This is a genomic window from Streptomyces sp. MP131-18, from assembly GCF_001984575.1.
Classification (GTDB): Bacteria; Actinomycetota; Actinomycetes; order Streptomycetales; family Streptomycetaceae; genus Streptomyces; species Streptomyces johnsoniae.
The window spans coordinates 579,371-606,178 of record NZ_LZNS01000001.1 but is presented as its reverse complement, the minus strand read 5'-3'; the positions used below and the strand labels follow the sequence as shown (position 1 = coordinate 606,178).

15 protein-coding genes are annotated in these 26,808 nt (G+C 74.3%); 10 read left to right on the top strand and 5 right to left on the bottom strand.

Annotation, left to right across the window (positions count from 1 at the left end):
• Window positions 1-16: 16 nt before the first annotated feature.
• The gene (locus STBA_RS02650; RefSeq protein WP_077057680.1) at window positions 17-1,015 is read left to right on the top strand and encodes a sporulation protein; all 999 of its coding nucleotides are present in this window, start codon (window positions 17-19) and stop codon (window positions 1,013-1,015) included.
• A 156-nt stretch (window positions 1,016-1,171) separates the two neighbouring features.
• Here the strand turns inward: STBA_RS02650 and STBA_RS02645 are convergent, their stop codons facing one another.
• The 4 genes from STBA_RS02645 to STBA_RS02630 form a co-directional block, all read right to left on the bottom strand.
• A complete protein-coding gene (locus tag STBA_RS02645) occupies window positions 1,172-3,391 on the bottom strand; it encodes an NADP-dependent isocitrate dehydrogenase (protein WP_077057679.1) in 2,220 nt (739 codons plus the stop codon).
• A gap of 129 nt (window positions 3,392-3,520) precedes the next feature.
• Entirely contained in the window at window positions 3,521-3,901 is a 381-nt protein-coding gene (locus STBA_RS02640; protein ID WP_077057678.1) for a VOC family protein, read from the bottom strand.
• A 39-nt stretch (window positions 3,902-3,940) separates the two neighbouring features.
• The gene (locus STBA_RS02635) at window positions 3,941-4,630 is read right to left on the bottom strand and encodes a class I SAM-dependent methyltransferase (protein ID WP_077057677.1); all 690 of its coding nucleotides are present in this window, start codon (window positions 4,628-4,630) and stop codon (window positions 3,941-3,943) included.
• A gap of 267 nt (window positions 4,631-4,897) precedes the next feature.
• Complete coding sequence (locus STBA_RS02630; RefSeq protein ID WP_077057676.1) at window positions 4,898-5,302, bottom strand: VOC family protein; 405 nt, start codon at window positions 5,300-5,302, stop codon at window positions 4,898-4,900.
• Between the two features lie 666 nt (window positions 5,303-5,968).
• On the opposite strand from STBA_RS02630, the gene STBA_RS02625 reads away from it, so the two are divergent.
• The 5 genes from STBA_RS02625 to STBA_RS02605 all read left to right on the top strand — a co-directional run bounded on the left by STBA_RS02625 (window position 5,969) and on the right by STBA_RS02605 (window position 11,165).
• On the top strand, window positions 5,969-6,415 hold the full coding sequence (locus STBA_RS02625) for a peptidoglycan-binding domain-containing protein (RefSeq protein WP_077057675.1): 447 nt from the start codon (window positions 5,969-5,971) through the stop codon (window positions 6,413-6,415).
• Window positions 6,416-6,540: 125 nt separating this feature from the next.
• Window positions 6,541-7,410, top strand: a complete 870-nt coding sequence (locus STBA_RS02620; RefSeq protein WP_143659412.1) for a hypothetical protein — start codon at window positions 6,541-6,543, stop codon at window positions 7,408-7,410.
• Between the two features lie 42 nt (window positions 7,411-7,452).
• Window positions 7,453-8,106: a hypothetical protein gene (locus STBA_RS02615; protein WP_077057673.1), complete on the top strand. Its 654-nt coding sequence runs from the start codon at window positions 7,453-7,455 to the stop codon at window positions 8,104-8,106.
• Between the two features lie 71 nt (window positions 8,107-8,177).
• Window positions 8,178-10,577, top strand: a complete 2,400-nt coding sequence (locus tag STBA_RS02610; protein ID WP_077057672.1) for a tetratricopeptide repeat protein — start codon at window positions 8,178-8,180, stop codon at window positions 10,575-10,577.
• A 27-nt stretch (window positions 10,578-10,604) separates the two neighbouring features.
• Complete coding sequence (locus tag STBA_RS02605; RefSeq protein WP_077057671.1) at window positions 10,605-11,165, top strand: AAA family ATPase; 561 nt, start codon at window positions 10,605-10,607, stop codon at window positions 11,163-11,165.
• Here STBA_RS02605 and STBA_RS02600 read toward each other — a convergent pair.
• A complete protein-coding gene (locus STBA_RS02600; protein ID WP_077057670.1) occupies window positions 11,094-12,851 on the bottom strand; it encodes a hypothetical protein in 1,758 nt (585 codons plus the stop codon). The genes STBA_RS02605 and STBA_RS02600 overlap by 72 nt on opposite strands.
• A gap of 236 nt (window positions 12,852-13,087) precedes the next feature.
• Between STBA_RS02600 and STBA_RS02595 the strand changes: the two genes are divergently transcribed.
• The 4 genes from STBA_RS02595 to STBA_RS02575 all read left to right on the top strand — a co-directional run.
• Window positions 13,088-13,798, top strand: coding sequence for a ScbR family autoregulator-binding transcription factor (locus STBA_RS02595; RefSeq protein ID WP_077057669.1), 711 nt, complete (start codon window positions 13,088-13,090; stop codon window positions 13,796-13,798).
• 351 nt (window positions 13,799-14,149) lie between these two features.
• On the top strand, window positions 14,150-16,405 hold the full coding sequence (locus tag STBA_RS35455; RefSeq protein WP_079251674.1) for a BTAD domain-containing putative transcriptional regulator: 2,256 nt from the start codon (window positions 14,150-14,152) through the stop codon (window positions 16,403-16,405).
• 243 nt (window positions 16,406-16,648) lie between these two features.
• Window positions 16,649-18,241, top strand: a complete 1,593-nt coding sequence (locus tag STBA_RS02580) for an aminotransferase class III-fold pyridoxal phosphate-dependent enzyme (RefSeq protein ID WP_077057668.1) — start codon at window positions 16,649-16,651, stop codon at window positions 18,239-18,241.
• A gap of 262 nt (window positions 18,242-18,503) precedes the next feature.
• Window positions 18,504-26,808: type I polyketide synthase (locus STBA_RS02575; RefSeq protein ID WP_253194493.1), on the top strand; the 8,305-nt coding region annotated here is incomplete at its 3' end.

Below are 26,808 nucleotides of genomic sequence, written 5' to 3'. Positions count from 1 at the left end.
AGGAGTGAACGCCACGATGGTGTTCAAAAGGCTGCTCGGCTCGCTCGGCATGGGCGGCCCCACGGTGGACACGGTCCTGGAGGGCGGCGCGGTGCTGCCCGGCGGGCTGCTGCACGGGCAGGTCCACCTCGAAGGCGGGAACGCCGACGTCGACATCGAGCACATCACCCTCGAACTGCTCGCGCGCGTGGAGGCCGAGGGCCACGACGGCGAGGACGAAGGCGCCGTGATCTTCGAACGGTTCACCGTCGGCGGCGGGTTCCGCCTCGCCGAGGGCGAACGGCATGCGGTCCCCTTCGCCGTCACGCTGCCCTGGGAAACCCCGCTCACCGAGCTGTACGGCCAGCCGCTCGGCATCGTGCTCGGAGTGCGCACCGAGCTCGCGGTGGCCGGCGCCCGGGACAAGGGCGACCTGGACCCGCTGACGATCGGCCCGCTGCCCGTGCAGGAGGCGATTCTTGAGGCGCTCGGCGGCCTGGGCTTCGGCTTCGTCTCGGCCGACCTGGAGCTGGGGCACGTGCACGGTACGGGCCAGCAACTCCCGTTCTACCAGGAGATCGAGCTGACCCCGCCGCCGCACTACGCCCACGCGGTCAACGAGATCGAGCTCACCTTCCTCGCCTCCCCCGGCGGGGTGGAGATCGTCCTGGAGGCGGACAAGCGCGGCGGGTTCTTCTCCGGCGGCCACGACACGCTCGGCCGGCACGCGGTCAGCCACGACAGCGTCGCCCACACCGACTGGGCCGCCGAGGTCGACGCGTGGGTCCGCGCGCTGGTGGAGCACCGTGCGGCATACGCCTCGCACGGTCACCCGCCGCACGACGGCGGCTGGGCGCACAAGAGCGAGGGCCACGGGCACGACGAGCACCACGGCTCGGGCCCCGGCATGGGCACGGTGATCGCCGCGGGCGCCGCCGGCCTGGCCGTCGGCGTGGTGGGCGGAATGGTGGCCGCCGAAGTCGTTGACGAGGTCGGCGACTTCTTCGAAGGCGACGAGGAGGGCGAGGAGGACTGACCCCGCCACCCCGCCCGGCGGCCATCGCGGGCGGTCACGGCAGGCTCGTTCCGCCACGGAAAGATCAGAGCCCGGTCCAGGAGCCGCGGCGCCACCGGGGCCGGAACGAGAGACCGCCCCGGCCGGACGAAGCCGGCCGGGGCGGACACGTGTGCATCAGACGAGGGTCGCGAGCGCCTCGTTGAACGCGGCCGACGGGCGCATGACGGCCGTGGCCTTCTCCCCGTCGGGCTGGTAGTACCCGCCGATGTCGGCCGGGGAGCCCTGCACCGCGGTCAGCTGCCCCACGATCGTCTCCTCCTGCTCGGCCAGCGTCCTGGCCAGCCCGGCGAACGCCTTCGCCAGCTCGGCGTCGTCGCCCTGCGCGGCCAGCTCCTGGGCCCAGTAGAGGGCCAGGTAGAAGTGGCTGCCGCGGTTGTCGATGCCGCCGAGCCGCCGGCTCGGCGACTTGTTCTCGCTCAGGAACGTGCCGGTCGCCCGGTCCAGCGTGTCGGCGAGCACCTGGGCCCGCGCGTTGCCCGTGGTCTGCGCCAGGTGCTCGAAGCTGACCGCGAGCGCCAGGAACTCGCCCAGGCTGTCCCAGCGCAGGTAGTTCTCCTTGACCAGCTGCTGGACGTGCTTGGGCGCCGAGCCGCCGGCCCCGGTCTCGAACAGGCCGCCGCCGTTGATGAGCGGCACGACGGAGAGCATCTTCGCGCTCGTGCCCAGCTCCAGGATCGGGAACAGGTCGGTCAGGTAGTCGCGCAGCACGTTCCCGGTGACCGAGATCGTGTTCTCGCCGCGGCGGATGCGCTCCAGGGAGAACGTGATCGCCTCGACCGGCGCCATGATCTCGATGGTCAGCCCCTCGGTGTCGTGCTCCGGCAGGCAGGCCCTGACCTTCTCGATGAGGGCGGCGTCGTGCGCCCGCGTCGCGTCCAGCCAGAACACGGCCGGGTCACCGGTGGCCCGGGCGCGGCTCACGGCCAGCTTGACCCAGTCCTGGACGGGAATGTCCTTGGTCTGGCACATGCGCCACACATCCCCGGCGCTCACCGCGTGCTCCAGGACCGCGTTGCCCTCGCCGTCGAGCACCCGGACCGTGCCGGTCGCCGGGATCTCGAACGTCTTGTCGTGGCTGCCGTACTCCTCGGCCTTCTGCGCCATCAGGCCGACGTTCGGCACCGAACCCATCGTCGCCGGGTCGTACGCGCCGTTCGCCCGGCAGTCGTCGATCACGGCCTGATAGATGCCCGCGTAGCTGCTGTCGGGGATGACCGCGAGCGTGTCGGCCTCCTCGCCGTCCGGCCCCCACATGTGGCCCGAGGTGCGGATCATCGCCGGCATGGAGGCGTCGACGATGACGTCGCTCGGCACATGCAGGTTGCTGATGCCGCGGTCGGAGTCGACCATCGCCAGGGCCGGTCCCTCCGCCAGCTCGGCGTCGAAAGACTCCTTGATCGCGTCGCCGTTCGGCAGCGCCTCAAGGCCCTTGAAGATGCCGCCCAGGCCGTCGTTCGGCGTCAGCCCGGCCGCGGCGAGCGCCGCGCCGTGCTCGGCAAAGGTCTTCGGGAAGAAGGCCCGCACCACGTGACCGAAGATGATCGGGTCGGACACCTTCATCATCGTGGCCTTCAGGTGCACCGAGAACAGCACACCCTCCGCCTTGGCGCGGGCGACCTGCGCCGCCAGGAACTCGCGCAGCGCGCCCACCCGCATCACGGAGGCGTCCACGAGCTCGCCCGCCAGCACCGGTACCGACTCGCGCAGCACGGTGGTGCTGCCGTCGTCCCCGGCCAGCTCGATGCGCAGGGAGCCGGACTCGGCGACGATCGCGGACTTCTCGGTGGAGCGGAAGTCGTCGGCGGTCATGTGCGCGACGTTCGTCCGCGAATCGGGCGACCACGCCCCCATGCGGTGCGGGTTCGCCCTGGCGTAGCTCTTGACCGACGCGGGCGCCCTGCGGTCGGAGTTGCCCTCGCGCAGTACCGGGTTGACCGCGCTGCCCTTGACCTTGTCGTATCGGGCGCGGATGTCGCGTTCCTCGTCGGTCTTCGGGTCGTCCGGGTAGTCGGGCAGCGCGTACCCCTGCTCCTTCAGCTCGGCGATCGCCGCCTTCAGCTGCGGGATCGACGCCGAGATGTTGGGCAGCTTGATGATGTTGGCCTCGGGCGTCTGCGCCAGCTCGCCCAGCTCGGCGAGGGCGTCGCCGATGCGCTGCGCAGGCTCCAGGTACTCCGGGAAACCGGCGATGATGCGGCCCGCAAGCGAGATGTCACGCCGCTCCACACGCACCCCGGCGGTCGAGGCGTAGGCCTCCACCACGGGCAAGAACGAATACGTCGCCAGGGCCGGGGCCTCATCAGTGTGGGTATAGATGATGGTCGAGTCAGTCACCGGGTGCTCCGCTCCACGTATGCAACATTGCTCGACATCAAGATATCCTGTGGCCGCGCCGCTCCCGACAGGGCTCCGCCACCTTCCGGCCGAGTAACACCTGACACGGCAGGCGGCCGTCGGTGGTCGTCAGGGGACGGGGAGCGGGCTTCCGATGCGCAGGAGATTGCCGCTGCGGTCCACGAGGGAGAACTCGCGCATCCCGTAGTCCGTGTCGGCCGGAGGCACGAGCCGGCTGCCCGTCTCCGCCTCGGCCGGCACCCCGGCCGAGGACCAGGCGCGGTGCAGGGCGTCCGCATCCCGCACGCGCACGTAGCAACTCGCCGCGGTGGACAGCGGGTCCACCTCCGGGTGATGCCAGAAGTGCAGCTCGACCGCCCCCCGGGTCACCATCAGGTACCGGTGCCGCTCCGGCGGGTCTCCGTGCGGCTCGAAGCCGAGGTGGGTGTAGAAGGCCAGCGTCTCCGCCAGATCCCGGCTGGGCAGGACCGGCACCGCGTATTCGTCCATGACCTCAACGTAGCCGCAGGGTCCGACAGCCGGCCGCGGTCAGCGGGCCCGGTGCGGTTTGACCGCCCGCACCGCGAGCACCGCGGGGGTGGGCCGCCCGCCCTCGGCGAACCGGCTCAGCACCAGGCCCGCGGCGGTGAACACACCAAGCAGCTCGGGCAGCGGCAGGTGCGTGGCCCCGACCTTGTCGCGCACCCCGCGGTCCGTCCACGACGCCTTCGTCCAGTGGCCGTCGAGATACCCGGGCCCGATGACCACCGCGTCCGGGTCTCCCCGGTCGGCGAACCCGCCGCAGAAACAGGGGTGCACACCGATGTGCACCAGCACGCCCCCGGGTCGCAGCACGCGCGCGGCCTCGGCCAGTACCGCCGGATAGCGCGGCATGTCCGTGTGCACCATCATCGCCAGCACGGCGGGAACGGACGCGTCCAGGACCGGCAGCCGCGCCGCGTCGGCCCGGGCGGCGGGCAGCCGCCCGCGCGCGTGGCGCAGCATCCCGCCGGAGAGGTCGACGCCGACCGGGGTCCGGCCCAGGGAACGCACGCGCGCGGCATGGATTCCCGTGCCGCAGCCGATCTCCAGGCAGGTGCCCTCGCCCTCGCCGAGCATGCCGCGCAGCAGTCCGTCGAGGTCCAGCGGGTCGTCCCGCCCCGAGCCGTACCGCTGCCCGGCGATGAACTCCTCCTCGTACCAGTCCGCGATCTCGTCGTAGGCCGCCGTCGACGCCATGTGCCACTCCTTCGCTCCGCACCGGGCTCCCGCCCCCCCGCCATGCCTGCCCGCCCGCGCCGCGACCGCCCGCGTTTCCGCCCGCGGCGAACCCGCGGCGCCCCGCCCGTGCCGCCGGCGGTCGGGACGCCCGGCAGCAGGCCGCTCTCCCGCCGCGTGCGGCAGCCGGTCGCGCGGTATCCACGTGAGCGGGGCCGTCCCGTCCCGATCCGTCGCGGAGCCTGCCGCATCGCCGCGACGGGCGGGCCGCCCCAGGACAGGACAGGCCTAGGAGTTGGTCCAGCCGCGGGTGCTGAGTACCAGCCGGTAGCCGTCCGGGTCCTCGATGGTGGCACCCCATGTGTCCCAGTACGGGTTACGCGACCGCACGCGCTTACCGCCGTGGGCTTCCAGGCGTGAGAGCACCGTTTGCGGTACCTGCTCGCCGAGGTAGACGACGAGCAGGTCTTCCTCGGTCGGGCGCGGTTCGACGGCGGCGTCCTGGACGAGTTCCAGATGCCAGGAGGCGTCCGGCCAGCCGACCATCAGCAGGTCGTGTTCGTCCGGTCCGCCTTCGCTCTCCGCTCGGAACAGCACGCTCAGCCCGAGCCCGCTGACCCAGAAGTGCTCCGCCGCAGCGAGGTCGCGCGACGGCCGGGCGATACGGATATGGCTCTGGCCTGTGGCGGGCATGGGACACTCCTCGTGATCGGTCACGTTCGCTGCGGCAGCGTATGCGCGTGTGTCCCCCGCGGCATCGGCCGAAGGCTCCCGGACCGACCGGTCCCGAGTCCTACGACCGCGAGTCGGGCCCACCCCGAACAGTGTTCGCACTGACTCACTCACCTGAGATGTGCCGGACAGGCGGACGGCCCCCGCACGATCACGTGCTCCGTCACAAAGATCCATCACATGAGGGCCGCAGGGGGTATGACCCTGCCGCATCGCGACCGGCCACCGGCCACCGGGAACTGGGGAATCGGCACCGAGCCACCCGGCACGACGTGGGCAGAGTCCTCGCGCCCACCCACCACGATGTCGGGACCGAGCCATGGCGAACGGGTCGAGAGCCGAGCTGACTCGAATTCCTCCTGCCGACGGGCAGGATCTGCGCTGTACCCCACGGCCACCGCTGATCTTCGATTGTCCTCGCGCACATCGATGGTCAGCGGTGGCCGTTCCCATGTGCACACCGCTCGCCGACCAGGCAGATCACGAACGATGACGGGCGTACGGCAGAGGCTCCCACGGCCGTACGGATGCCCCCGTCGAAGGGAGGGGTCTGGTGGACCCTCCCTCCGGGCGCAGAGACCGGCCACCATAGGAAAGCCGCATCTGTCCGGCACGAAGGGAACCGCCATGCCCCTGCGCACGGGCCTCGCCCTGTCCCTGGCCACCGCTCTCACCGGCGTCACCCTCGCCCTCGCCCCCGGCGCGGCGGCCGAGGACGTCGCCGCCCAGGCGGGGACGTGCACCACGTGGAAGGAGTACTACGTCCAGAGCGACATCTACCTTCGTCAGCCCGTCAACGGAGCCACCGGCAGCCGGAACTGCACCATGGGCGTCGGCTCTCAGGGCCCGGCCGTACGGCAGCTCCAACTGGCAATCAGCCGCTGCTACTCCATGCCCATCGCGGCGGACGGCGAGTATGGCCCGGACACCGAGGCGGCCGTCGAGTTCGTCCAGCGCAACGAGGGCGCCACGGTGGACGGCGATTACGGGCCGGAGACGCGACGCGCCATGGAGTGGCCGAACCACCGCTCCCCCGAGGGAGGCTGGACTGGTCTCTGCTCCGAGGGCTACTAGTGCCCACGCTTGACTGAACGGCGTTGGTACGAGCCGGCCGGCGAACAATTGTGCCCAGGGGGCCCGTGGTTGCTAGCCTGACCCGCGCAGGACATGAGCACAGCATGTGTCACGGGGGAAGAAGCATGAGTGGTATACCAGGCGGGCCCTACGCGGGTCCGCAGCCGGGGCCTGTCCCAGGGCAGCCGGGGCCCGTCCCGGGGCCGGGCGCGGGCGGCAATGACGGGCGTCGGCTCGGCATCCTCGCCATTGTCGTCGTGGCCGCGGTGGCCCTTTCGTTCGGCCTCGCCAAGGCCACCGGCGCCGACGCGCGCGGCAACGCATCCGCCGCCGCTCCCGGCATCGGGGGCCCGGGGGCGATCGACGGCGGGGACCTCGGCGAGATACCCGGCCTGGAGGACCAGGACTTCGACGGGTCCGGCGGCGGCTCGACCGAAGGGCTCGGCGACATCGGCGGCTCACCCACGCCGACGCCCACTCCGACCCCCACCCCGACGCCCACGCCGACGGACCCGACGCTGGAGCTGTACCAGCAGGTCTCCGCGGGCGACTGTCTCAACAACTGGATGATTTCCGAGACCGAATGGGTCAGCGACACCCCCGACCCGGTCTCCTGCGACGACGACGGTGCCGGCGTCTGGGTGTCGGACACGGCGGACTCGGTGGGCGCCTGCCCCGTGGACGCCGGCCGCTCCTACCTGTCCTACAGCTCGGGGGCCGAGACCGTGGCCCTCTGCGTCACCCGGCAGTTCGAGGTCGGGCAGTGCTTCCTCGGCATGGCGGACGGCAGTGCCAACCTCATGAGCTGGGTGGACTGCGAGGGCGGCGTCGTTCCGCCCTACAGCCAGCTGTACAACGTCACCGGCGTCTACTCCGCCCCGGCGACGGTGACGGACGGCGCGTGCCGGCAGTCGGCCAACGACCAGAACACCTACTGGTGGTGGACCGCGGACGCCGAATCCGTCCTGGTCTGCACCGTCGTCTACACCGGCTGAGCCCGTGCCGACCGTCACGTCGTCACGGCCACAGGGGGGATCATGAGCCAGCCTTGGCAGCACCAACACCAGCCGCAGCCGGGACAGCCCGGGTACGGCTACCCGCAACAACCCGGGTACGGCTACCCGCAGCAGCCGGGGTACGGCTATCCGCAGCCCGGCATGGGCCCGCCCGCGCCGCCGCCGGCGCCCTACACCCGCAGGCCCCAGCCCGGGGTGGCCATCCTGGTGAGCGCGGCCGCCGCCCTCGCGCTGGCCCTGCTGTACGGCTTCCTCACGGGCATGGTCGTCGACTTCGAGTCCCTGATCGAGGACGCGGCCCGCAACGGCGACACCGAGATCGATGTCGCCCAGCTGACCTGGCTCGCCGCGGCCGTGGGCGCCCTGATCGGCCTCCCGGCCGCGAAGCTCGCCCCCGGACAGCCCGCGGCCTACTGGACGGCCGGGGCGCTGGCCGTGGTCGCCATGCTGCTCGGTGAGACCTTCGCGACCGCCGTGCTGGCCTCCGAGGCGACCGACGGCGCGAAGGGCGCGTTCGAGATGTTCTTCGACAACTTTTCCGATATGTGGGAGGGCTGGACGGAGAACGCGCACGGCATGACCTGGCCGCTGGCCGCGCTCGCCCCGGCCGCCGCGGTGCTCACCGGCTACCTGGTCGGCGGCACCACGCCCCCGCAGCCCCGCACCTGGCCGTGACCGGCCGGACCGGACGTGTGACCAACTCCCGCGTCGGCTAACGTGTTTCCCCACGCGGCGGGGGAGGCTGAATGGAACTGCTGACCATGTCGGCGGTGGTGTCGGCGGTCGAGACGGTGACCTCCGACGCCCTGTCGGGGGCCACCGGCGAGTTCGGGCGGCGCATGTCCGAGGCCCTGTCCGGCCTGGTGCGCAGATCGCTGCGCCGCGACGCCGACGGCGGAACGGCCCTGCCCGACGGGCCGCAGGAGCGCCGGGAGCTGGCGGAGCGGCTGTTCCAGGAGGCCGCCAGCGACCCCGCGTTCGCCCGCGACCTGGAGCTGTGGCTGCGGGACTCGGCCGCGGTCGGCGGGGCCGGCGGTCCGCGTGGCGCGACGGCCCGCCCACGCCTGCTGCCGCCGGGCACCGCCGTCTTCACCGACCGGGAGCACGTGCTCGCCGACGTGCGGGACCTGGCGGACGGGCTCGGCGAGGAGGCCCTCGGCCACCCCGGCATCGTGGTCCTCATCGGCCCCGGCGGCATCGGCAAGACCGCGACCGCCGTGCACTGCGCCCGGCTCCTCGCCGAACGTTTCCCCGACGGGCAGCTCCACGCCGACCTCAGGGGCGCCGCGGCGGCCACCGCCGTCGCCCCCTCCGACGTCCTCGCCCGTTTCCTCGCCGTTCTCGGTGTCCCGGCCGGCCGGATCTCCGGTGACGAGCAGCGCCTGCTCGACCTCTACCGCGACCTGACCGCCGAGCGGCGGCTCCTGGTACTGCTGGACAACGCGCATTCGGCGGCGCAGGTCGCGCCGCTGCTGACCGCCGCGCCGCGGTCGCTGGTGATGGTCACCAGCCGCTACCGGTTGCCCGAGCTGGTCAGGGACCACGGGGCCCGCGTCATCCGGCTCGGCCCGCTCCCGCCGGAGGACTCGCTGCGCCTGCTGGCCCGCCTCGTCGGCCCCGACCGCGTCGCCGAGGGCCGCGAGCACGCCGAGGCCGTCGCCGGGCGGTGCGCCGGGCTGCCGCTGACGCTGTGCGCCACGGGTGCGCGCGCCGCGGGGCGGGAACACCTCAGCTGGGAGCGGATTCTCCGCGACTTCACCGAGGCCGAATCCGGCGACGGCGGCGGGGACGGCGACGGGGAACGGCGGGAGGGAGCGATGCACAGCGGGCCGGACGACACCGCGGCCTTCCGGGCCACCGACCTGTCCTACCGCGAACTCGGCGCGCCCGCCGCCCGCCTGTACCGGCTGCTCGGCCTCCGCCCCTGGCCGGACATCTCCGTCGGCGCCGCCGCCGCGGCGGCGGGGGACGGGGACGAGGCCGCCGCGCGCGCCCTGCTCGAAGAACTGGCCGCCGCCCACCTCGTCGAGGAGACGGGCGAGGAGCGCTACCGCTACCACGACGTCATCCGCCGCCACGCCGAGCAGCGCGCGGCCCTGACGGACGGTCCGCAGGAGTCCGCGCGCGCCACGGGCCGCATCGTCCGCTGGTATCTGCGCGAGGCGGCCGCCGCCGACAGCGCGGTCCTGCCCGGCCGTTGGCGGCTCGGCCCTGCCTACGCCGAACGCGGCCTGCCCCGGAGCGAGTCCGCGGCGACCGGCCTGGACTGGCTGCTGCGGGAACGGGAGAACCTGGCCGAGGCCGTACGTGCCGCGGACGAGCACGGCTTCGACGACCTGGTCTGGCAGCTGTGCGAGGCGCTGTGGGGCCTGCACCTCAAATGCGGCTTCCACCGGCAGTGGGCCGAGACGCACCAGCGCGGCGTGGCCGCGGCCGAGCGCTGTGCCGAGGCGTTCGGGGACCCCCGCGCCGAGGGCCGGATGCGGGTCCAGCTGTCGTTCGCCCTCAAGGGGCTCGGGCGGTACGACGAAGCCGAACGGCAGCTGGCCCGGGCGGCGGAGTCCGACCGGCGCGCCGGGCACCACCGCGGCGAGGCCACCGCCCTGGAGGTGCTGGGTCTGCTGCGGCTCGACCAGTGGCGGTACGAGGAGGCCGAGTCCCGTTTCGCCGAGGCCAGGCACCGGCTCGGCCTCATCGCCCAGGACCAGGACGGGGCCGCCGACGTGCCGCGCGCGTTGGCGATCCTGGCCCACCACAGCGGGCGGGCGCTGCGCCTGGGGCGCCGCACGGACCAGGCCACGACCCAACTGCTCAACGCTCTCGCACTGTTCACCGAGCTTCCGGCGCCCGACCCGTACAACGAGGCGCGGGTGAAAATGAGCCTGGGCGAGACGTTCCTCGACGCCGGGGACCCGGGCGCCGCCCGGACGCCGCTGAGGGAGGCGTCCGCCGCGATGGCCGCCGACGGCGCGCCGATGCAACAGGCCGAGTGCGCGCGGCTGCTGGCGCGCTGCGCCATGGAGCTTTCCGAGCCGCGGGCCGAGGCGGAGCACCTGCGCACGGCGCGTGCCCTGTACGCGCAGACGGGGAACGACGCCCTCGTGGCCCGCATCGACGAACGTTTGCGCGGCCTCGGAGCCTCCTGACCGCAGCGCGCCGCGTACGCTCCTGGCATGCCGAAGGTCCTGGTCACCGGAATGTCGGGCACTGGCAAGTCGACCGCCCTCCGGGCCCTGGCCGGCCGCGGGCACCGTGCCGTCGACACCGACACCGACCGGTGGAGCCACTGGGTGACGCTGCCGGACGGCTCCGCCGACCGGGTGCGGCGTGAGGCGGCCATGAAGGATCTGCTCACCGGGCACCGCGATGGCAGCCTGTTCGTTGCGGGCTGCAAGAGCAACCAGGGGGACTTCTACCCGCTGTTCGACCGGGTGGTGCTGCTGAGCGCGCCCGCCGCGGTCCTGATGGACCGCGGCGCGGCACGCACCGGAAACCCCTACGGCAAGCGGCCCGAGGAGCGCGCCGCGATCCTGGCCGACCTGGCCGAGGTCGAGCCGCTGCTGCGGGCGACGGCCGATGCCGAGATCGACGCGACGGCGCCGCTCGCCCGCGTGGTCCGGCAGTTGGAGGCCCTCGCCCGGCAGCCCGCCGCCGCGGCGTGGTCAGCCGCCGGGCTCGACGCGGACGCGGTGCCGCGTCCCGCCGGTCCGCACCACAAGGCCGCCGGGGAGTGAACTCCCCGCCGTCAGCCAGGCGTGGAGCGCCGAGGCGTAGGCGGCCGGGTCGCACAGGTCCACGCGGCCGGACGGTTCCGGCTCCGCCGTCAGCCGCAACACCCGGCCGCCGCGCACCAGGACGGTGCAGCTGTCGGGCCCGGTGACGTACGCGGCCAGCCGGCAGTGCCGGTGCCGCCCCAGGACCTCCGCCGCCCACGCCCGCGGGGGGCCCGTCCGCGGATCGTCCACGGCGCCGTACCGCACGATCACGTCGGCGACCTCAAGACGCGTGACGTCGAGCCCGTCCTCGTGCACCACCGTGTGGGCGTCCTCGAAGCCGTCCACCGCCGGCTCCGCCGTGGCGCCGGCGTGGCGGGCCACCGCGACCTCGGGCGCCGCGCCCGCGCACACCCGGGTCAGGACGCGCAGCGGCGCGGTGCGTTCCTCGGCCGCCGGGGAGGGCAGGGGCAGCCGGGCCAGGGCGGCGGGCCGCCCGTGCGGCTCCGGCAGGCCGAGCAGGTCGTAGAACAGCGTGCGCAGCAGGGCCGCTGAGCCGCCGGGGGCCGAACTTGACAGGGCGCCGAGCGCCGCGTAGCGGCCGGGCACGTGCCGCCCCATCAGCTCGTCCAGCTGCGCGCGCAGCCCGCGGTGCGGGGCCAGCCGCGGCGCGGCCCGGCCCAGGGAGGCGACGGGGGAGCCGGGGTCCAGGTCCTCGTCGGGAAAGGCGGCCATGAGCACGGGGCGGCCGATCGCCGCCGCGTAGAACGTGACGGAGCCGTGGTCGCCGATGACGCAGTCGGCGGCGATGAGCGCCTGCCGCCACGGCCCGAGCGGCGGGATGAGCGTCAGCCCGCCGCGGCGCGCCTCCGCGAGCCAGGCCCGCACCTGTCCGGGGCCGTGCCCGTGCCAGACGTTGGGGTGCAGCACGGCGGCCGCGCGGTACTCGTCGGCCGGCAGCTCCGCGGTCAGCCGCGGCAGCAGCGAGAGCAGCGGGTCGGCCTCGCCGCCGTCGCCGAACAGGGAACGCTGCCCCCAGGTGGAGTTGACCACGACCAGCCGCTGCCCGCGGGCCACGCCGAACGCCCGCCGGAACCGTTCACGCAGCGGCAGTTCGGCCAGAATCCGGTCGTAGCACGGGTCACCGGCGAGCACGGCGGTCGGTGCGGCCTCGGGGCAGGCCGCGGCCAGCCGCTCCACCTGCTCGGGGTGCGAGAGAACGGTCGCGGCCGCTATCGGCCGGCCCCCGTGCAGCTGCCACTCGGGGCCGAAGCCAAAGGCCGCCGGCCCGTCCGCACCGGACGCCGACCGTAATTTCTTGTTGTAACCCACCCCGTGTGACAGGGTCACCAGGCGGCCGGGCAGTGCGTGCAGCCCGCCGCCGTAACTGGCCGTGACGGCCAGGTGCACCGGCAGCCGCACCGCCTGCTCCCAGGGCAGCACGGGCAGCCCCATCGTCTCCAGCGCCTCGGGAACGCCCGCGAGGAACGGCGAGGAACCGGTGCAGGTGGCCAGCAGCTGGAGGCGTGGATCGCTGTCGAGCAGCGGCAGGACGTCCAGCAGGCGGGTCGCGGAGGTCACGTTGTGCACCACGAACAGGGCGCGCCGCGCCGCCCGCCGGGTCACCCACCGTTCGGCGTCGGCGCCGACGGGCACCCGCAACCGCTCGGTGGTCAACGCCCGCCCCGCCTTCTCCTCGCCCGTCATTCGGCAATCGCCTCGGCCCGGCGCGATGTTACCCAAGGGGTGGCCGGAAGTCCTTCCATACGGGCGCCCCAAGGTGCCCCACGTGCCCCGTTGTTTCGATCGCCGCACATCGGGCCCGCGCCACTTTAGCCAGACATGACGGTCTGTTGATCAGTGCCATACAGTGGGTCTGCTAAGGTCGATCCCCCTGTGTGCGTCGGTGTACACCGCTTGATCTTGACTCACGGAGCGACTGGATGGCCAGGCAGGACCGCGCGATGCGCACACGCCAGGAGTTGATCCGTTCGGCGGCCGAGGCTTTCGACCGGGGCGGGTTCGCGCATTCCTCGCTGGCCGAGATCAGCAGCCGGGCGGGTGTGAGCACCGGGGCCCTGCACTTTCACTTCAGCAGTAAAAAGGAGTTGGGCGAGGCGGTGGAGGCCGCCGCCGCGCACACGCTCCACCGCATCATCGCCCATTGTCCGCTCGGACACGACGCGCCATTGCAACTTCTCGTCGACGCCTCGCACTTCCTGGCCCAGCGCCTGGAGGAGGACGTCGTCCTGCGCGCGGGATTCGGCCTCGGCAACGACCTGACCTGGGACGCCGGGGTCAAGCTGTGGCTGGAGTGGCGGAATTGGGTCAGGGGAATGCTGAATTTCGCCAGCGGTCAGGGCAGTCTGGCGGCGGACGTGTCGCTCGAGGACGCGGTCGGGGCGATCACGGCCGCCGTGGTGGGCATCGCGGTGCTCGCGCGCAGCGACCCCGAGTGGCCCCTGCGGCGCTCCGTCACCGGGTTCTGGCAGGTGATGCTGCCGCGCCTGTCCGCGCAGCAGGGCCTGGCCGCGCTGAATGCCAAGGGGACGGGCCTGGAGGTCTGGCACGCCGACGAGACGGCGAAGCTCGACTTGTGGTGGCTGGACGAAGGGCTGGCCGCGGTCGCGCCGACGCCGGACGCGGACCGGTAGCCGCGGCCGTGCCGCGGGCCGTGCCCCGCCGTTGACGCAACCCGCGCGCGGGCCCGGTGCGGCCGTTGCGTAGACTGCGCCGACCGGTCGGCCATCGGCCGGGTTCGTGCCCGGCCGCCGTTCGGCCGTGCCCCGTTCGCCCGCGCCGCATCCGGCCTGCGCACCGGCGCCGGCCCTTTCCCGCCCGCGCCGCGCCGGGCGGGCCTGCCCCTTGGCCAAGGTTTGTGTGGGCTTGGAGTACCCCCATCCACCATGGTTTTTGACGTCTGCCGATAGGCGGGCGTCGCGGCATGGCTGAGCGCGCCCGCCCACCGGCGGCGCGACCACCGGTTGGTGCGAAGTGGGGGATCGATGCAGTTCCGAATACTGGGCCCGCTCGAAGTGGTCGGCAGCGACGGGCCCGTGGCCCTGGGCGGCACGAAGCAGCGCGCCACCCTGGGTTTCCTCTTATTACAGGCCAATAGGGTTGTGGCGACCAGCCAGTTGCTCAACGCCCTGTGGGGCGTGGACGACGCGCCGACGACCGGACGCAAGATCCTTCAGAACGCGGTCTACAGCCTGCGCGGCATCCTGGCCGGCGGGCGTGCCGCGGGAGGCGAGAGCGCCACCCTGCTCACCCGGCCGCCCGGCTACATGATGCGGGTGGACCCGGAGCAGGTCGACATGTACCTCTTCCACAAGTGGGTGCGCCAGGGGCGTGAAAAGCAGGCGGAAGGCGCGGTGGAGCAGGCGGCCGCGCTGCTGCGGGACGCGCTCGCGCTGTGGCGCGGTCCCGTGCTGGCCGACCTGGTCGAGGTCGGCATCGACTGGCCCGAGCTCGGCGCGCTCCAGAGCCTGCGGCTGGACGCCATGGAGGACTACTTCGACGCCGAACTGGCCTGCGGCCGCCACAGCACCGTCCTCGCCGAACTGGAGACGATCTCGCAGGCCGAGCCGCTGCGGGAACGTTCATGCGCCCAGCTGATGCTGGCGCTCTACCGCTGCGGGCGGCAGGCCGACGCGCTCAACGCCTACAGCCGGGTGCGCTCCGCCCTCGTCGAGGAACTCGGCCTGGAGCCGGGCCGCGAACTCCAGCGGTTCCAGCGCGCGATCCTCACCCAGGACCCGGCGCTGTCGCAGACCCGCACCGGGGCAGGCGACGTCCTGCGGGAAATGGCGGGCGAGCCCGTCAGGGAACCGGAGCTGGTGGCCGCCTCCGCACCCGGCGCCCGCGAGCAGGCCCGCCCCCGCCGGCCCGCCGCCCCGGCGGCGCAGACGCCCCGGGTCACCGCGCCCGCCTCCGGCAACGGCGGCGCCGCGGCGGTCCGGCAGCCGGACGTCGACCGCAGGCGGGTCAGTGTCGTCGCGGTGCGCACCTGGATGGCCCCCTCCCTCAGCACCGGCGTCCGCGAGGACAGGGACGACCTCATGGACGGGGTGACGCTCGTCGTCGGCGAGCAGATCGAACGCTTCGGGGGCACCGTGATGGCCTCCATGGGCTCCGTCTCGCTGGCCCTGTTCGGGGTCCATGAGCCGGCCGATGACGACGCGAGACAGGCCGTGCTCGCCGGTCTCGCCATCCGCGACGCGCTGGACGTGTGCGACGAAACCGGCGCCGGACACGCCCGGTTCAGCGTCCACGTCTCCGTCAGCATGGGCCAGGTCCTGCTGCGCCGCCGCGGCCAGACCGCCACCCCCACGGTCGTCGGCGGCGTGCTGGACGAGTCGCAGTCGCTGCTCCAGGGCGTCCCCGCGGGCGAGGTGCGGGTCAACGACGCGATCCGCCGGGCGACGGAGAACACCATCGTCTACCACCAGGCCGATCCGCCCTCGGCGGGCTGGCGCGCCATCGGTGCCTGGTCCGAGACCCCGGACGGCCGCCCCGGCGGACAGGACCGCGGGTACGAACTCGACGTCCTGCACGGGCTGGTGAAACGCACCAGGCACCGTTCCGTCCCGCACCTGATCACCGTTCTGGGCGGGCCGGGCACGGGCAAGAGCCGCATGCTCGGGGACTTCGGGCATCTGATCGCCTCCCAGCCGGAGCCCACCCTCTTCCTGGCGGGCCGGGCCCCCACCGCCCCGCACGAGGACCCGCTCCTCGCACAGGCCCAGACCCTCGCCGCCTACTGCGGCGTCAGGCCGGCGGACGACGTGGTGGTGGCCAGGGCGGCGCTCGCCGCCAAGGTCCGCGCCCTGTTCGCCGACGGGCCCGCGGCGAGCCGGCACCTGGCGGTGCTCACGCCGCTGATCGAGACCGTGGCGGGCGCTCGCGCGGGGGCGGGCGCGGCCGAGGACGTGCTCGACGCGTGGTGCGGCTTCTTCCAGGAGGCGGCGCGGCGCGTTCCGCTCGTGCTGTGCGTGGACGACCTGCACCGCGCCGACGACGCGGTACTGCGGGCCGTGGAGGAGCTGGCGGAGTCCGCCCGGTCGGGCTCGCTGGTCGTCATCGCCGCCGCGTCCCCCGACCTGCTGCTGCGCCGCCCGACCTGGGCCGGCGGCAAGAGCCACGCGACCACCGTCACCCTCGACCCGCCGGCGCGGATCACCACCGAACAACTGGTGGAGTTCCTGCTGTCGGCGGCGCGCAGCGAACGGCCGAAGAGCCCTGCCGACACCGGCGTCTGAAACGGCGCGGAGCCCGCCGCCCCTTCCGGCGGGCCCCGCGCCCCGTTCAGTAACTCCGGTGGCAGGGCCGGGTAATCGGGCGACCATTTCCGGCAGCCATATGAGAACCCGATGGTGGCGCATGACTTGCTCGTGACCGCGCACTGGGGTGAAAGCGCGATGATGTCCGGAGGATCTCACGGGCATCAGGAGCGCAGCCGCCATCCGCCGGGGGCATCCGCTTCATGTCCGACAAGGAGTGGCATGAATTCTGAATCCGGCGCGACCGAGCTTGCCGAACCCAATCTGCGCGCCTGGCTGACGACGATCGGGCTCGACGTCGAATACGTCCGCGGTGCGGGGAATACGCTGTTCATGCGCGGCGACGACGGTGCCGAGATACCCGTCATCGACTACGCCGGCGGATACGGGGCCCTGTTCTTCGGGCACAACCATCCCGTCATCACGGCGCGCGCCCGCGAACTACTCGACACCGGGACGCCGGTTCTCGCCCAGTTCTCCGCGCATCCGCAGGCGAGCCGCCTGGTCCTGGAGTTGAACCGGATCATTCACCGGGAACTCGGCGACACCGAGCCCTATTACGCCACCTTCGCCAACAGCGGCGCCGAGGCCGTCGAGGCCGCCGTGAAGCATGCCGAACTGGACCGGGTCTCACGCCTTTCCGCCGTCACCGGCGAACTGGAGGCCGCGACGGCGCGGGCGCGGTCCGCCGTGCTGGCCGGCGAGGCGGCCGTCGACCCCGGCGTGTGGCAGCGCCTCGGCGTGCCGCGCCCGGCCGGGGACGGCGACGCGGTGGCGGACCTCGTGGCGGAGATCGCGCGGCGCAACGCGGTGCAGACCGCGCGGCCGCCCGTCTTCCTCGCCCTGGAGGGCGGCTTCCACGGCAAGCTGGGCACCAGTGTCCAGCTGACCCACAACGAGGGCTACCGTGCGCCTTTCCAGGCACTCGCCGCAGGGGCGCGCTTCGTGCCGCGGGAGCGCCCCGAGGTGCTGAAGGACATTCTCGCCGAGGAGTCGGGTACCCTGCTCGGCCTGGCCGTGACCGGCGGCGGGGTCCGGCTCGTCGAGCGCGACCACCACACCCTGTGCGCCTTCCTCGTCGAGCCCATCCAGGGCGAGGGCGGCATCAGGCCGCTGTCCGAGGAATTCGCGCGGCAGATCCAGGAGTTCTCCGCGGCGGCCGGCTGCCCGATCGTCGTCGACGAGATCCAGAGCGGCATGGGCCGGGTCGGCCGGCTCCTCGCCAGCTCCCACCTCGGGCTGCGCGCCGACTACTACGTGCTCGCCAAGTCGCTGGGCGGCGGCCTGGCCAAGGCCGCGGTGATGCTCGTGCGGGGCAGCAGGTACCGGCAGGAGTTCGAGCTGGTCCACAGCTCGACCTTCGCCAAGGACGGCTTCTCCTGCCCCATCGCGCTCACCGTCCTCGAACTCCTGGAAGCCGACGGCGGCCGGGCCTACACCCTGGCCCTCGAACGCGGTGAAGCGCTGGCCGGGATGCTGGAGTCGGTCCGCGCCACGTTCCCCGACGTCGTCAAGGAGATCCGCGGCCGCGGGCTCATGCTCGGCCTCGAATTCCACGACCAGTCCGGCTCCACCGACCCCCTGATCCGCGACGCGGTCGCCTCCGGAACGTTCGGTTACCTGATCGCCGGGCACCTGCTCCAAGCGCACCGGATTCGGACGTTCCCCACCGCGAGCGCGGTGAGCACCCTGCGCTTCGAGCCCTCCGTCCTGCTCACGGACGCGGAAATCGACCGTCTTGAGGAGGCGTTGACCGACGTCTGCGCCATCCTGCGCGGGCAGACCGGGAAACGACTGGCCATTCCCGTGGCCTGAAGCGGCCTGAAGCGGCCTTACGTGACCTGACGCGGCCTGCGGCCGGGACCGGCACGGCACCAGTTCCGTGCCGGCCCCGGCCCCGGCCCCGAGCCGTGTCCTTCGTCCGCGGAATTACCGATTACCGCTGTGTGGCCGCGCGCTGGAGAACGGATGCGCCTGCGGCGATAGCGTGCAGTGCCGGACTCGGAAAACACCACCCGCTTTTGTCGCGCGCGTCCCGTGCGCAGATCCAACGTCTCGTGTCGTGGGGATTCGATGAATGGAAGGGCGGCTGAACGTCATGATGGGTGAGCAGGCAGCTTCGGCGGGCGGACCCGCGGAAGAGGACGACCGCATTGCTGTCATCGGGCTGTCCTGCCGGCTCCCGGGCGCCGAAAACGCCGCGGAATTCTGGGACCTGCTGAACAGCGGCACGAGCGCCGTGCGGGACGTTCCCGAGGACAGGTGGGGGCCGGACGCACCGGCCGCCGTCACGCGGGGCGGATTCCTCGAATCCGTCGGCGACTTCGACGCCGGATTCTTCGCCATTTCCCCCCGCGAGGCACCCGCGGTCGACCCGCAGCAGCGGCTCGTCCTCGAACTGGCCTGGGAGGCACTGGAGGACGCGGGCATCGTACCGGCGTCCCTGCGCGACACCCGCACCGCGGTGTTCGTCGGCACCCTGCGCGACGACTACACGGCCCTGCTGTACCAGCAGGGCACCGACGCGGTCACCCAGCACACCATGACCGGCGTCAACCGGGGCGTCATCGCCGGGCGGGTCTCCTACCACCTGGGCCTGCGCGGGCCGAGCCTGACCGTCGACTCCGCCCAGTCCTCCTCGCTCGTCGCCGTCCACCTGGCCTGCGAGAGCCTGCGCGGCGGCGAGTCGACGGTCGCCCTGGCCGCCGGCGTGAACCTGAATCTGCTGGCGGAGAACACCGTCACCGAGGAACGGTTCGGCGCGCTGTCGCCCGACGGCGTCACCTACACGTTCGACGCCAGGGCCAACGGCTTCGTCCCCGGCGAGGGCGGCGGCGTCCTCGTCCTCAAACGGCTGCGGCAGGCGCTGGCCGACGGGGACCGCGTGCACGGCGTCATCCACGGCAGCGCCGTCAACAACGACGGCGCCACGGACGGCCTCACCGTGCCAGGACGCGCGGGCCAGGAAGAGGTGCTGCGGGCGGCGTACGAACGGGCCGCCGTTCCCGCCGACCAGGTCCAGTACGTGGAACTGCACGGCACCGGCACCCCCGTCGGCGACCCGGTCGAGGCCGCCGCGCTCGGCGCGGTGCTCGGTGCGGGCCGCCCCGCGGCGCAGCCGCTGGCCGTCGGCTCGGTCAAGACCAACATCGGGCACCTGGAGGGCGCGGCGGGCATCGCCGGGCTGATCAAGACGCTGCTCGGCATCCGTCACCGCACCCTGCCCGCCAGCCTCAACTTCGAGACGCCGAACCCCCGCATCCCGCTGGACGAACTGCGCCTGAGGGTGCAGACGACGACGGGCCCCTGGCCGCGCCCGGACCGCCCGCTGGTGGCGGGCGTCAGCTCGTTCGGCATGGGCGGCACCAACTGCCACGTCGTGGTCGCCGAGCCGCCGGCCGGGGCCGCCGCCGCGGAGCGGGCCGGGGGCGCCCCCGCCGTGCTGCCCTGGGTGGTCACGGCCGCGGGGGAGTCCGCGCTGCGCGCCCAGGCCGGGCGCCTCGCGGCCTTCGCGGCCCCCGGGGGGCGGGGCGCGGCGGAGCCCTCCGCCGATCTGGGGCGGTCGCTCGCCACCACGCGCACGTTCTTCCGGCACCGGGCCGTCGCCGTCGCGCCCGACGCCGCGGGCCTGCTGGAGGGCGTCGCGGCCCTGGCGGCCGGCCGCCCCGCCCCGGGCCTGGTGACCGGCGTCGCGGAACCGGGCGGCCTGGCCGTCCTGTTCACCGGCCAGGGCGCGCAGCGGGCCGGGATGGGCCGGGAACTGTACGCGGCCTTCCCCGTCTACGCCGCCGCGTTCGACGAGGTGGCCGCCGCGCTCGACGCGCACCTGCCGCACCCGCTGGCCGACACCATCACCACCGGGCGGCGTCTGGACGAGACGGCCGCCACCCAGCCCGCGCTGTTCGCCGTCGAGGTCGCCCTTTACCGGCTGCTCGCGTCCTGGGGGCTGCGGCCCGACTTCCTGGCCGGGCACTCCATCGGCGAACTGACCGCCGCCCACGTCTCCGGCGTGCTCGACCTCGCCGACGCGGCCACCCTGGTCGCGGAACGCGCCCGCCTGATGCAGTCCGCCCGCGCCGACGGGGCGATGGTGGCCCTGGAGGCCACGGAAGGAGAAGTGCTGCCCCTGCTGGCGGGCCGCGAGGACCGCGTGTCACTCGCCGCGCTCAACGGCCCGCGCGCCACCGTGATCTCCGGAGACCCGGACGCCTGCGCGGACATCGCCGCCCGGCTCGGCGCGCAGGGCCGCCGGGTGAAGCACCTCACCGTCAGCCACGCCTTCCACTCGCCGCACATGGACGGCGTGCTGGCGGAGTTCCGCGCGGTCGCGGCCCGGCTCACCTACCGCGAGCCGCACCTGCCGGTGATCTCCAACGTCACGGGCGTGCGGGCGGCGCCGGGAGAACTGGCCTCGCCCGACTACTGGGCCAGGCACCTGCGCGGCACCGTCCGCTTCGCGGACGGGGTGCGCCACCTGGAGAGCCTGGGCGTCACCACCTTCGTCGAGGCGGGCCCCGACGCCGTGCTCAGCTCGCTCGCCGCCGACTCCGTGCTCGACCCGGGGGCCGTCGCGGCCGTTCCGGTGCTGCGCCGCGACCGGCCGGAGGCGCAAACGGCCGTCACCGCCCTCGCGACCGCGTTCGTGCGCGGCGCGGAGGCCGACTGGGCCGCGCTGTACGAGGGCACCGGTGCCCGCCGCACCGACCTGCCGGGCTACGCGTTCCAGCGGAAGCGGTACTGGCTGGCGGAGCGGGCGCGCCCCGCGGCGGGCGCCTCCCGCGCCCCGGCCGCCGCCCCCGCCACGGAGCCGGAGCCGGAGCGGGAGCCCGGCGGTTCCCTGCGCGCCCGCCTGGCCGGGCTGTCGCCCGCCGAGGGCGAGCGGGCCGTCGCCGATCTGGTGAACGAGCTGGCCGCCGTGGTGCTCGAAGCGCCCGGCGGGCAGCGGATCGAGTGGCGGACGCCGTTCCGCGAACTGGGCTTCACCTCGATGATGACCACCGAGCTGCGCACGGCCCTGGCCGCCGCCACCGGGCTGCGCCTGCCCACCGGCCTCGTCTTCGACCACCCGACGCCCGAGGCGCTGACCGCCTACCTCGCCGCCGAACTGCTCGGCGGGGGCGACGCCCGTTCCGAGACGCAGGCAGGCGCGGCCGATGCGGCCGAGCCGATCGCCGTCATCGGCATGGCCTGCCGCTACCCGGGCGACGTGGCCTCGCCCGAGGACCTGTGGCGGCTGGTCGCGGGGGAGCGCGACGCCATCGGCCCGTTCCCCGCCAACCGCGGCTGGGACGAGGACCTGTACGACCCGGACCCGGAGCGGCAGGGCAAGAGCGCCGTGCGCCACGGCGGATTCCTGCACGACGCGGGCGAGTTCGACGCCGCGTTCTTCGGCATCTCGCCGCGCGAGGCGCTCGGCATGGACCCGCAGCAGCGGCTGCTGCTCGAAACGTCCTGGGAAGCCATCGAGCGGGCCGGGATCGTGCCCGGGTCCCTGCACGGCACCCGCACCGGCGTCTTCGTCGGCGGCACCGCCCTGGAGTACGGGCCCCGGATGTCCGAGGCGCCGCCGAGCGTCCAGGGCAACGTCCTCACCGGCAGCACCGCGAGCGTCATGTCCGGGCGCATCGCCTACCAACTCGGCCTGCTCGGGCCTGCGGTGACGACGGACACCGCCTGCTCGTCCTCGCTGGTCGCCCTGCACCTGGCGATCCGCTCCCTGCGGTCGGGCGAGACGAACCTGGCGCTGGCCGGCGGCGCCACCGTGATGGCGTCCCCCGGCATGTTCGTGGAGTTCTCGCGGCAGCGCGGGCTCGCACCGGACGGGCGCTGCAAGTCCTTCTCCTCGGACGCCGACGGCACCGGCTGGGCCGAGGGCGTCGGCCTGCTCCTCGTGGAGCGCCTCTCGGACGCCCGCCGCAACGGGCACCAGGTCCTCGCCGTCATCCGCGGCTCCGCCGTCAACCAGGACGGCGCCAGCAACGGCCTTACCGCGCCCAGCGGGCTCGCCCAGCGGCGCGTGATCCGCCAGGCACTCGCCGACGCCCGGCTGAACGCGTCCGACGTGGACGCCGTGGAGGCCCACGGCACCGGCACGAAGCTCGGCGACCCCATCGAGGCCGAGGCCGTGCTGGCCACCTACGGCAGCGACCGGGCGGCGGCCGGACCGGTGTTCCTCGGCTCGCTGAAGTCCAACATCGGCCACACCCAGGCCGCCGCGGGCGTCGGCGGCGTCATCAAGATGATCCAGGCGATGCGCCACGGCGTCCTGCCCAGGACGCTGCACGTCGCCGAGCCGACGCCGCACGTCGCCTGGTCCTCCGGCGCCGTACGGCTGCTGACCGAATCCGTGCCCTGGCCGGACACGCACCGGCCGCGGCGGGCCGCCGTCTCCTCGTTCGGCATCAGCGGCACCAACGCACACGTCGTGATCGAGCACGCCCCGGACGCCGAACCCCCCGCCGCGCCCGCCGCGCCCGCCATGGGCCAGGGGCCCGGACTGCCGGCCCCCTGGGTGCTCACCGGCCGCGACGAGGCGGCACTGCGCGCCCAGGCCGCGCGGCTGCGCACCCACCTCGGGAACGGGGCCGCGCCCGCCGCCATCGGGCGCGCCCTTGGCTCGACGCGCACCGTCTTCGAGGAACGCGGCGTGATCCTCGCCGACGACCTCGCCGGCTACCTGGCCGGACTCGACGCCCTGGCCGCCGGTACCGTCGCGGAGGGCGCCGCGGACGGCGCCGCGCCCGATGTCGTCCGCGGCAGCGCGGCCCCGGGCAGGACCGCTTTCCTCTTCACCGGCCAGGGCGCCCAGCGCGCGGGGATGGGCCGGGAACTGTACGCGGCCCACCCCGTGTTCGCCGCCGCGCTCGACCACGTCTTCGACGCCTTCGACGGCACGCTGGAACGGCCGCTGCGCGACGTGCTGTTCGCGCCCGGGGACAGCGACGCGGCGGCGCTGCTGCACGAGACGACGTACACCCAGCCGGCGCTGTTCGCCGTCGAGGTCGCCCTCTTCCGCATGCTGGAGCACCACGGCATGACGCCGGACCTGCTGGCCGGCCACTCGATCGGTGAACTGGCCGCCGCCCATGTGGCGGGCGTGTTCACCCTCGGCGACGCCGCGACGCTCGTCGCCGCCCGCGGCCGGCTGATGCAGTCGGCAAGGGCGGGCGGCGCCATGGCCGCCGTCCAGGCCGACGAGGAGGAGATCCTGCCCTCGCTCGCGGGCCACGAGGGGGCCGTCGCCATCGCGGCCGTCAACGGCCCGCGTTCGGTGGTCGTCTCGGGCGACGAGGCCGCCGTCGACGAGATCGCCGCCGCCTGGCGCGAACGGGGCCGCAGGACCAACCGGCTGACGGTCAGCCACGCCTTCCACTCCCCGCACATGGACGGCATCGTCGAGGCGTTCCGCGAGGCCGCGGCCCGGATCGCGTTCCACCCGCCCGCGATTCCCCTGGTCTCCACCGTGACCGGCGAGATCGCCACCGCGGAGCAGCTGACCTCGCCCGGCTACTGGGCCGGTCAGATCCGCGCCGCGGTGCGCTTCCGCGCCGCCGCCGAGGAACTCGCCCGCCAGGGCGTCACCGTTCTGGTCGAGCTCGGCCCCGACGCCGTGCTGACCGCCCTGGCCGAGGGAGCCCTGGCCGACACCGGGGCCACGGCCGTGCCGCTGCTGCGCAAGGGCCGCCCCGAGGCCCGCACCGCTGCCCTGGGCATGGCCCGCGCCCACGCGGCCGGTGCGCCCCTGGACGCCGCCACCTTCTTCCCCGGCGCGGCCCCCGCGGAGCTGCCCACCTACGCGTTCCGGCGGGAGCACTTCTGGCTCGCCCAGAAGACCCCGGCCGACGCGCGCAGCCTCGGCCTCGACCCGGCGGACCACCCGCTGCTCACCGCCGCGGTCGACCTCGCGGAACGCGGCGAGGCCGTTCTGACCAGCCGCATCTCCCTGTCCGGCCACCCCTGGCTGGCCGACCACACCATCGCGGGCACCGTGCTGGTCCCGGCCACCGCCTTCCTCGAACTGGCCGTGGCCGCGGGCGACCACCTCGGTGCCCCGCACGTGGGCGAGCTGACCGTCGAGGCGCCGCTGCCGCTGTTCCCCGACCGGGCCGCCCGCGTGCAGGTGACCGTCGGCGCCCCCGACGCGGGCGGCGGCAGGCCGTTCAGCGTCCACGCCTGCCCGGACGGCGGCGACGACCGCGAACGCCGGTGGACCCGGCACGCCACCGGCGTCCTGCTCGACCGGGAGCCGGCGGACGCCGCCGCCGCGCGGCCGGAGTCTGCCGCGTGGCCGCCCGCGGACGCCGCTCCGGAGCCCGTCGAGGACGCGTACGAGCGGCTCGCCGCGCTCGGCTACGCCTACGGGCCCGCCTTCCGCGGCCTGACCGGCCTCTGGCGCGCGGGCGACGACCTGTGCGCCGAGGTGCGGCTGCCCGGGGCACTGCACGCATCGGCGGGCGGCTTCGCCACCCACCCCGCGCTCCTCGACGCCGTCCTGCACCCGCTGGTGCTCGCCGCGGCGGCCGGGGCCGGACAGGACACGATCCGGCTGCCGTTCAGCTGGACCGGCGTCACCCTGCACGCCGCGGGCGCCACCGAACTCCGCGCCCGCATCAGCCCGCGCGGCCCCGACACGTTTGCCCTCACCCTCGCCGACGGGACCGGCGCGCCCGTCGCCCACGTGGAGTCGCTCGTGCTGCGGCCCGTGGCCAGGGAACGGCTCGGCGACGCCGCCCGGCACACGGCCGACGCCCTGTACGAGGTGCGGTGGCAGGAGGTCACCGCCCCGCGGCCGCCGGACCCGGCCCAGCACTGGGCCGAGGCGGGGGACGACCTCTCCCCGGTCGAGGGGGCCGACGTGGTCGTCGTGCGGCAGTCCGGGGGCGACGAGGACGCCGGGGGGCACGCGGCGGCGCGGCGCGTCCTGCGCCTGGTCCAGGACTTCCTGTCCCGGGAGGCGTTCGCCGACGCCCGGCTGGTCGTGGTCACCTCGGGCGCGGTCGCCGCGCGGACGGGCGAGGACGTCACCGACCTCGGCGCCGCCGCCGTGTGGGGCCTGGTGCGGTCCGTCCAGTCCGAGCACCCGGACCGGGTGACGCTGATCGACGTCGAAAGTTCCGGAGAAGCAGCCGCCGCGCTGCCGGCCGCCGTGGCCACCGCGGAGCCGCAACTCGCCGTCCGCGACGGCGTGCTGCGCGCGCCCCGCCTGGTGCGGGCCGCACCGCCGCCGGCCGGGCCGGCCGCGGCGATCGACCCGGAGGGCACCGTGCTCGTCACCGGCGGGACCGGCGGGCTCGGCTCGCTCCTCGCCCGCCACCTCGTCACCGCGCACGGCGCGCGCCACCTGCTGCTCGTCGGCCGCCGCGGCCCCGCCGCGCCGGGCGCCGCCGAACTCGCCGCCGAACTGAGCGGCCTGGGCGCCGAGGTCCGCATCGAGGCCGCCGACGTCGCCGACCGCGACGCCGTCGCCGCGCTGCTCGCCACCGTGCCCGCCGCCCACCCGCTGACCGCCGTGATCCACACCGCAGGCGTCCTGGACGACGCGACCGCGCTGGCGCTGACGCCCGAGCGGCTCGACGCCGTCCTGCGGCCCAAGGCCGACGCGGCCCGGCATCTGCACGACCTGACGCGCGACTCCGCCCTGCGGGCGTTCGTGCTGTTCTCCTCCGTCTCCGGCCTCACCGGCACCGCGGGCCAGGCCAACTACGCCGCCGCGAACAGCTATCTCGACGCCCTCGCCCAGCACCGCGCCGCCCACGGCCTGCCGGCCACCTCGCTCGCCTGGGGGCTGTGGGACGAGGACCGGGGCATGGGCGGAACGCTCGGCGAGGCCGAACGCGCCCGCTGGGCGCGGTCCGGCGTGACGCCGCTGGGCGCGGAGCAGGGTCTCGCCCTGTTCGACCGGGCACTCGCCACGCCCAGCCCGCTCCTCGCGCCCGTATCCCTGCGGATGTCCCGTGCCGTACCGGCCGAGGTGCCGACCCTGCTGCGGACCCTGCTGCCCGCGCCCGCCCGGCCCGCCGCACGCGCGCGTCGATCGGGCGGGGACCAGCCGGCCTGGGCGGGGCAGATCGTCGCGCTGCCCGCCGACGAACGGGAGGCGGCGGTCCTGCGTGTCGTCCGCGACACGGCCGCGGGCGTCCTCGGGCACTCCCGCGGCGACGCGATCCCCGCGGACCGGCCGTTCAAGGACATCGGACTCGACTCCATGGGCGGCGTCGAACTGCGCAACCGGCTCGCCGCCACGACCGGGCTGCGGCTGCCGGCCACGCTCGTCTTCGACCACCCGGCGCCCGCCCCCCTGGCCGCCTACCTCCTCGGCCGCGTCCAGGCCGACAAGTCACCGGCGGTGCCCGCCGCGCCGCGGCGGGCGGCCGGCACCGGGG

Excerpts from the sequence above, each read along its gene's own strand:
- STBA_RS02615 (WP_077057673.1), top strand. The coding sequence starts at position 7,453 with ATGAGCCAGCCTTGGCAGCACCAACACCAGCCGCAGCCGGGACAGCCC.
- STBA_RS02595 (WP_077057669.1), top strand. The coding sequence starts at position 13,088 with ATGGCCAGGCAGGACCGCGCGATGCGCACACGCCAGGAGTTGATCCGT.
- STBA_RS02580 (WP_077057668.1), top strand. The coding sequence starts at position 16,649 with ATGAATTCTGAATCCGGCGCGACCGAGCTTGCCGAACCCAATCTGCGC.
- STBA_RS02605 (WP_077057671.1), top strand. The coding sequence starts at position 10,605 with ATGCCGAAGGTCCTGGTCACCGGAATGTCGGGCACTGGCAAGTCGACC.
- STBA_RS02635 (WP_077057677.1), bottom strand. The coding sequence starts at position 4,630 with ATGGCGTCGACGGCGGCCTACGACGAGATCGCGGACTGGTACGAGGAG.
- STBA_RS02630 (WP_077057676.1), bottom strand. The coding sequence starts at position 5,302 with ATGCCCGCCACAGGCCAGAGCCATATCCGTATCGCCCGGCCGTCGCGC.
- STBA_RS02610 (WP_077057672.1), top strand. The coding sequence starts at position 8,178 with ATGGAACTGCTGACCATGTCGGCGGTGGTGTCGGCGGTCGAGACGGTG.
- STBA_RS02640 (WP_077057678.1), bottom strand. The coding sequence starts at position 3,901 with ATGGACGAATACGCGGTGCCGGTCCTGCCCAGCCGGGATCTGGCGGAG.
- STBA_RS02620 (WP_143659412.1), top strand. The coding sequence starts at position 6,541 with ATGAGTGGTATACCAGGCGGGCCCTACGCGGGTCCGCAGCCGGGGCCT.
- STBA_RS02600 (WP_077057670.1), bottom strand. The coding sequence starts at position 12,851 with ATGACGGGCGAGGAGAAGGCGGGGCGGGCGTTGACCACCGAGCGGTTG.
- STBA_RS02625 (WP_077057675.1), top strand. The coding sequence starts at position 5,969 with ATGCCCCTGCGCACGGGCCTCGCCCTGTCCCTGGCCACCGCTCTCACC.
- STBA_RS35455 (WP_079251674.1), top strand. The coding sequence starts at position 14,150 with ATGCAGTTCCGAATACTGGGCCCGCTCGAAGTGGTCGGCAGCGACGGG.
- STBA_RS02650 (WP_077057680.1), top strand. The coding sequence starts at position 17 with ATGGTGTTCAAAAGGCTGCTCGGCTCGCTCGGCATGGGCGGCCCCACG.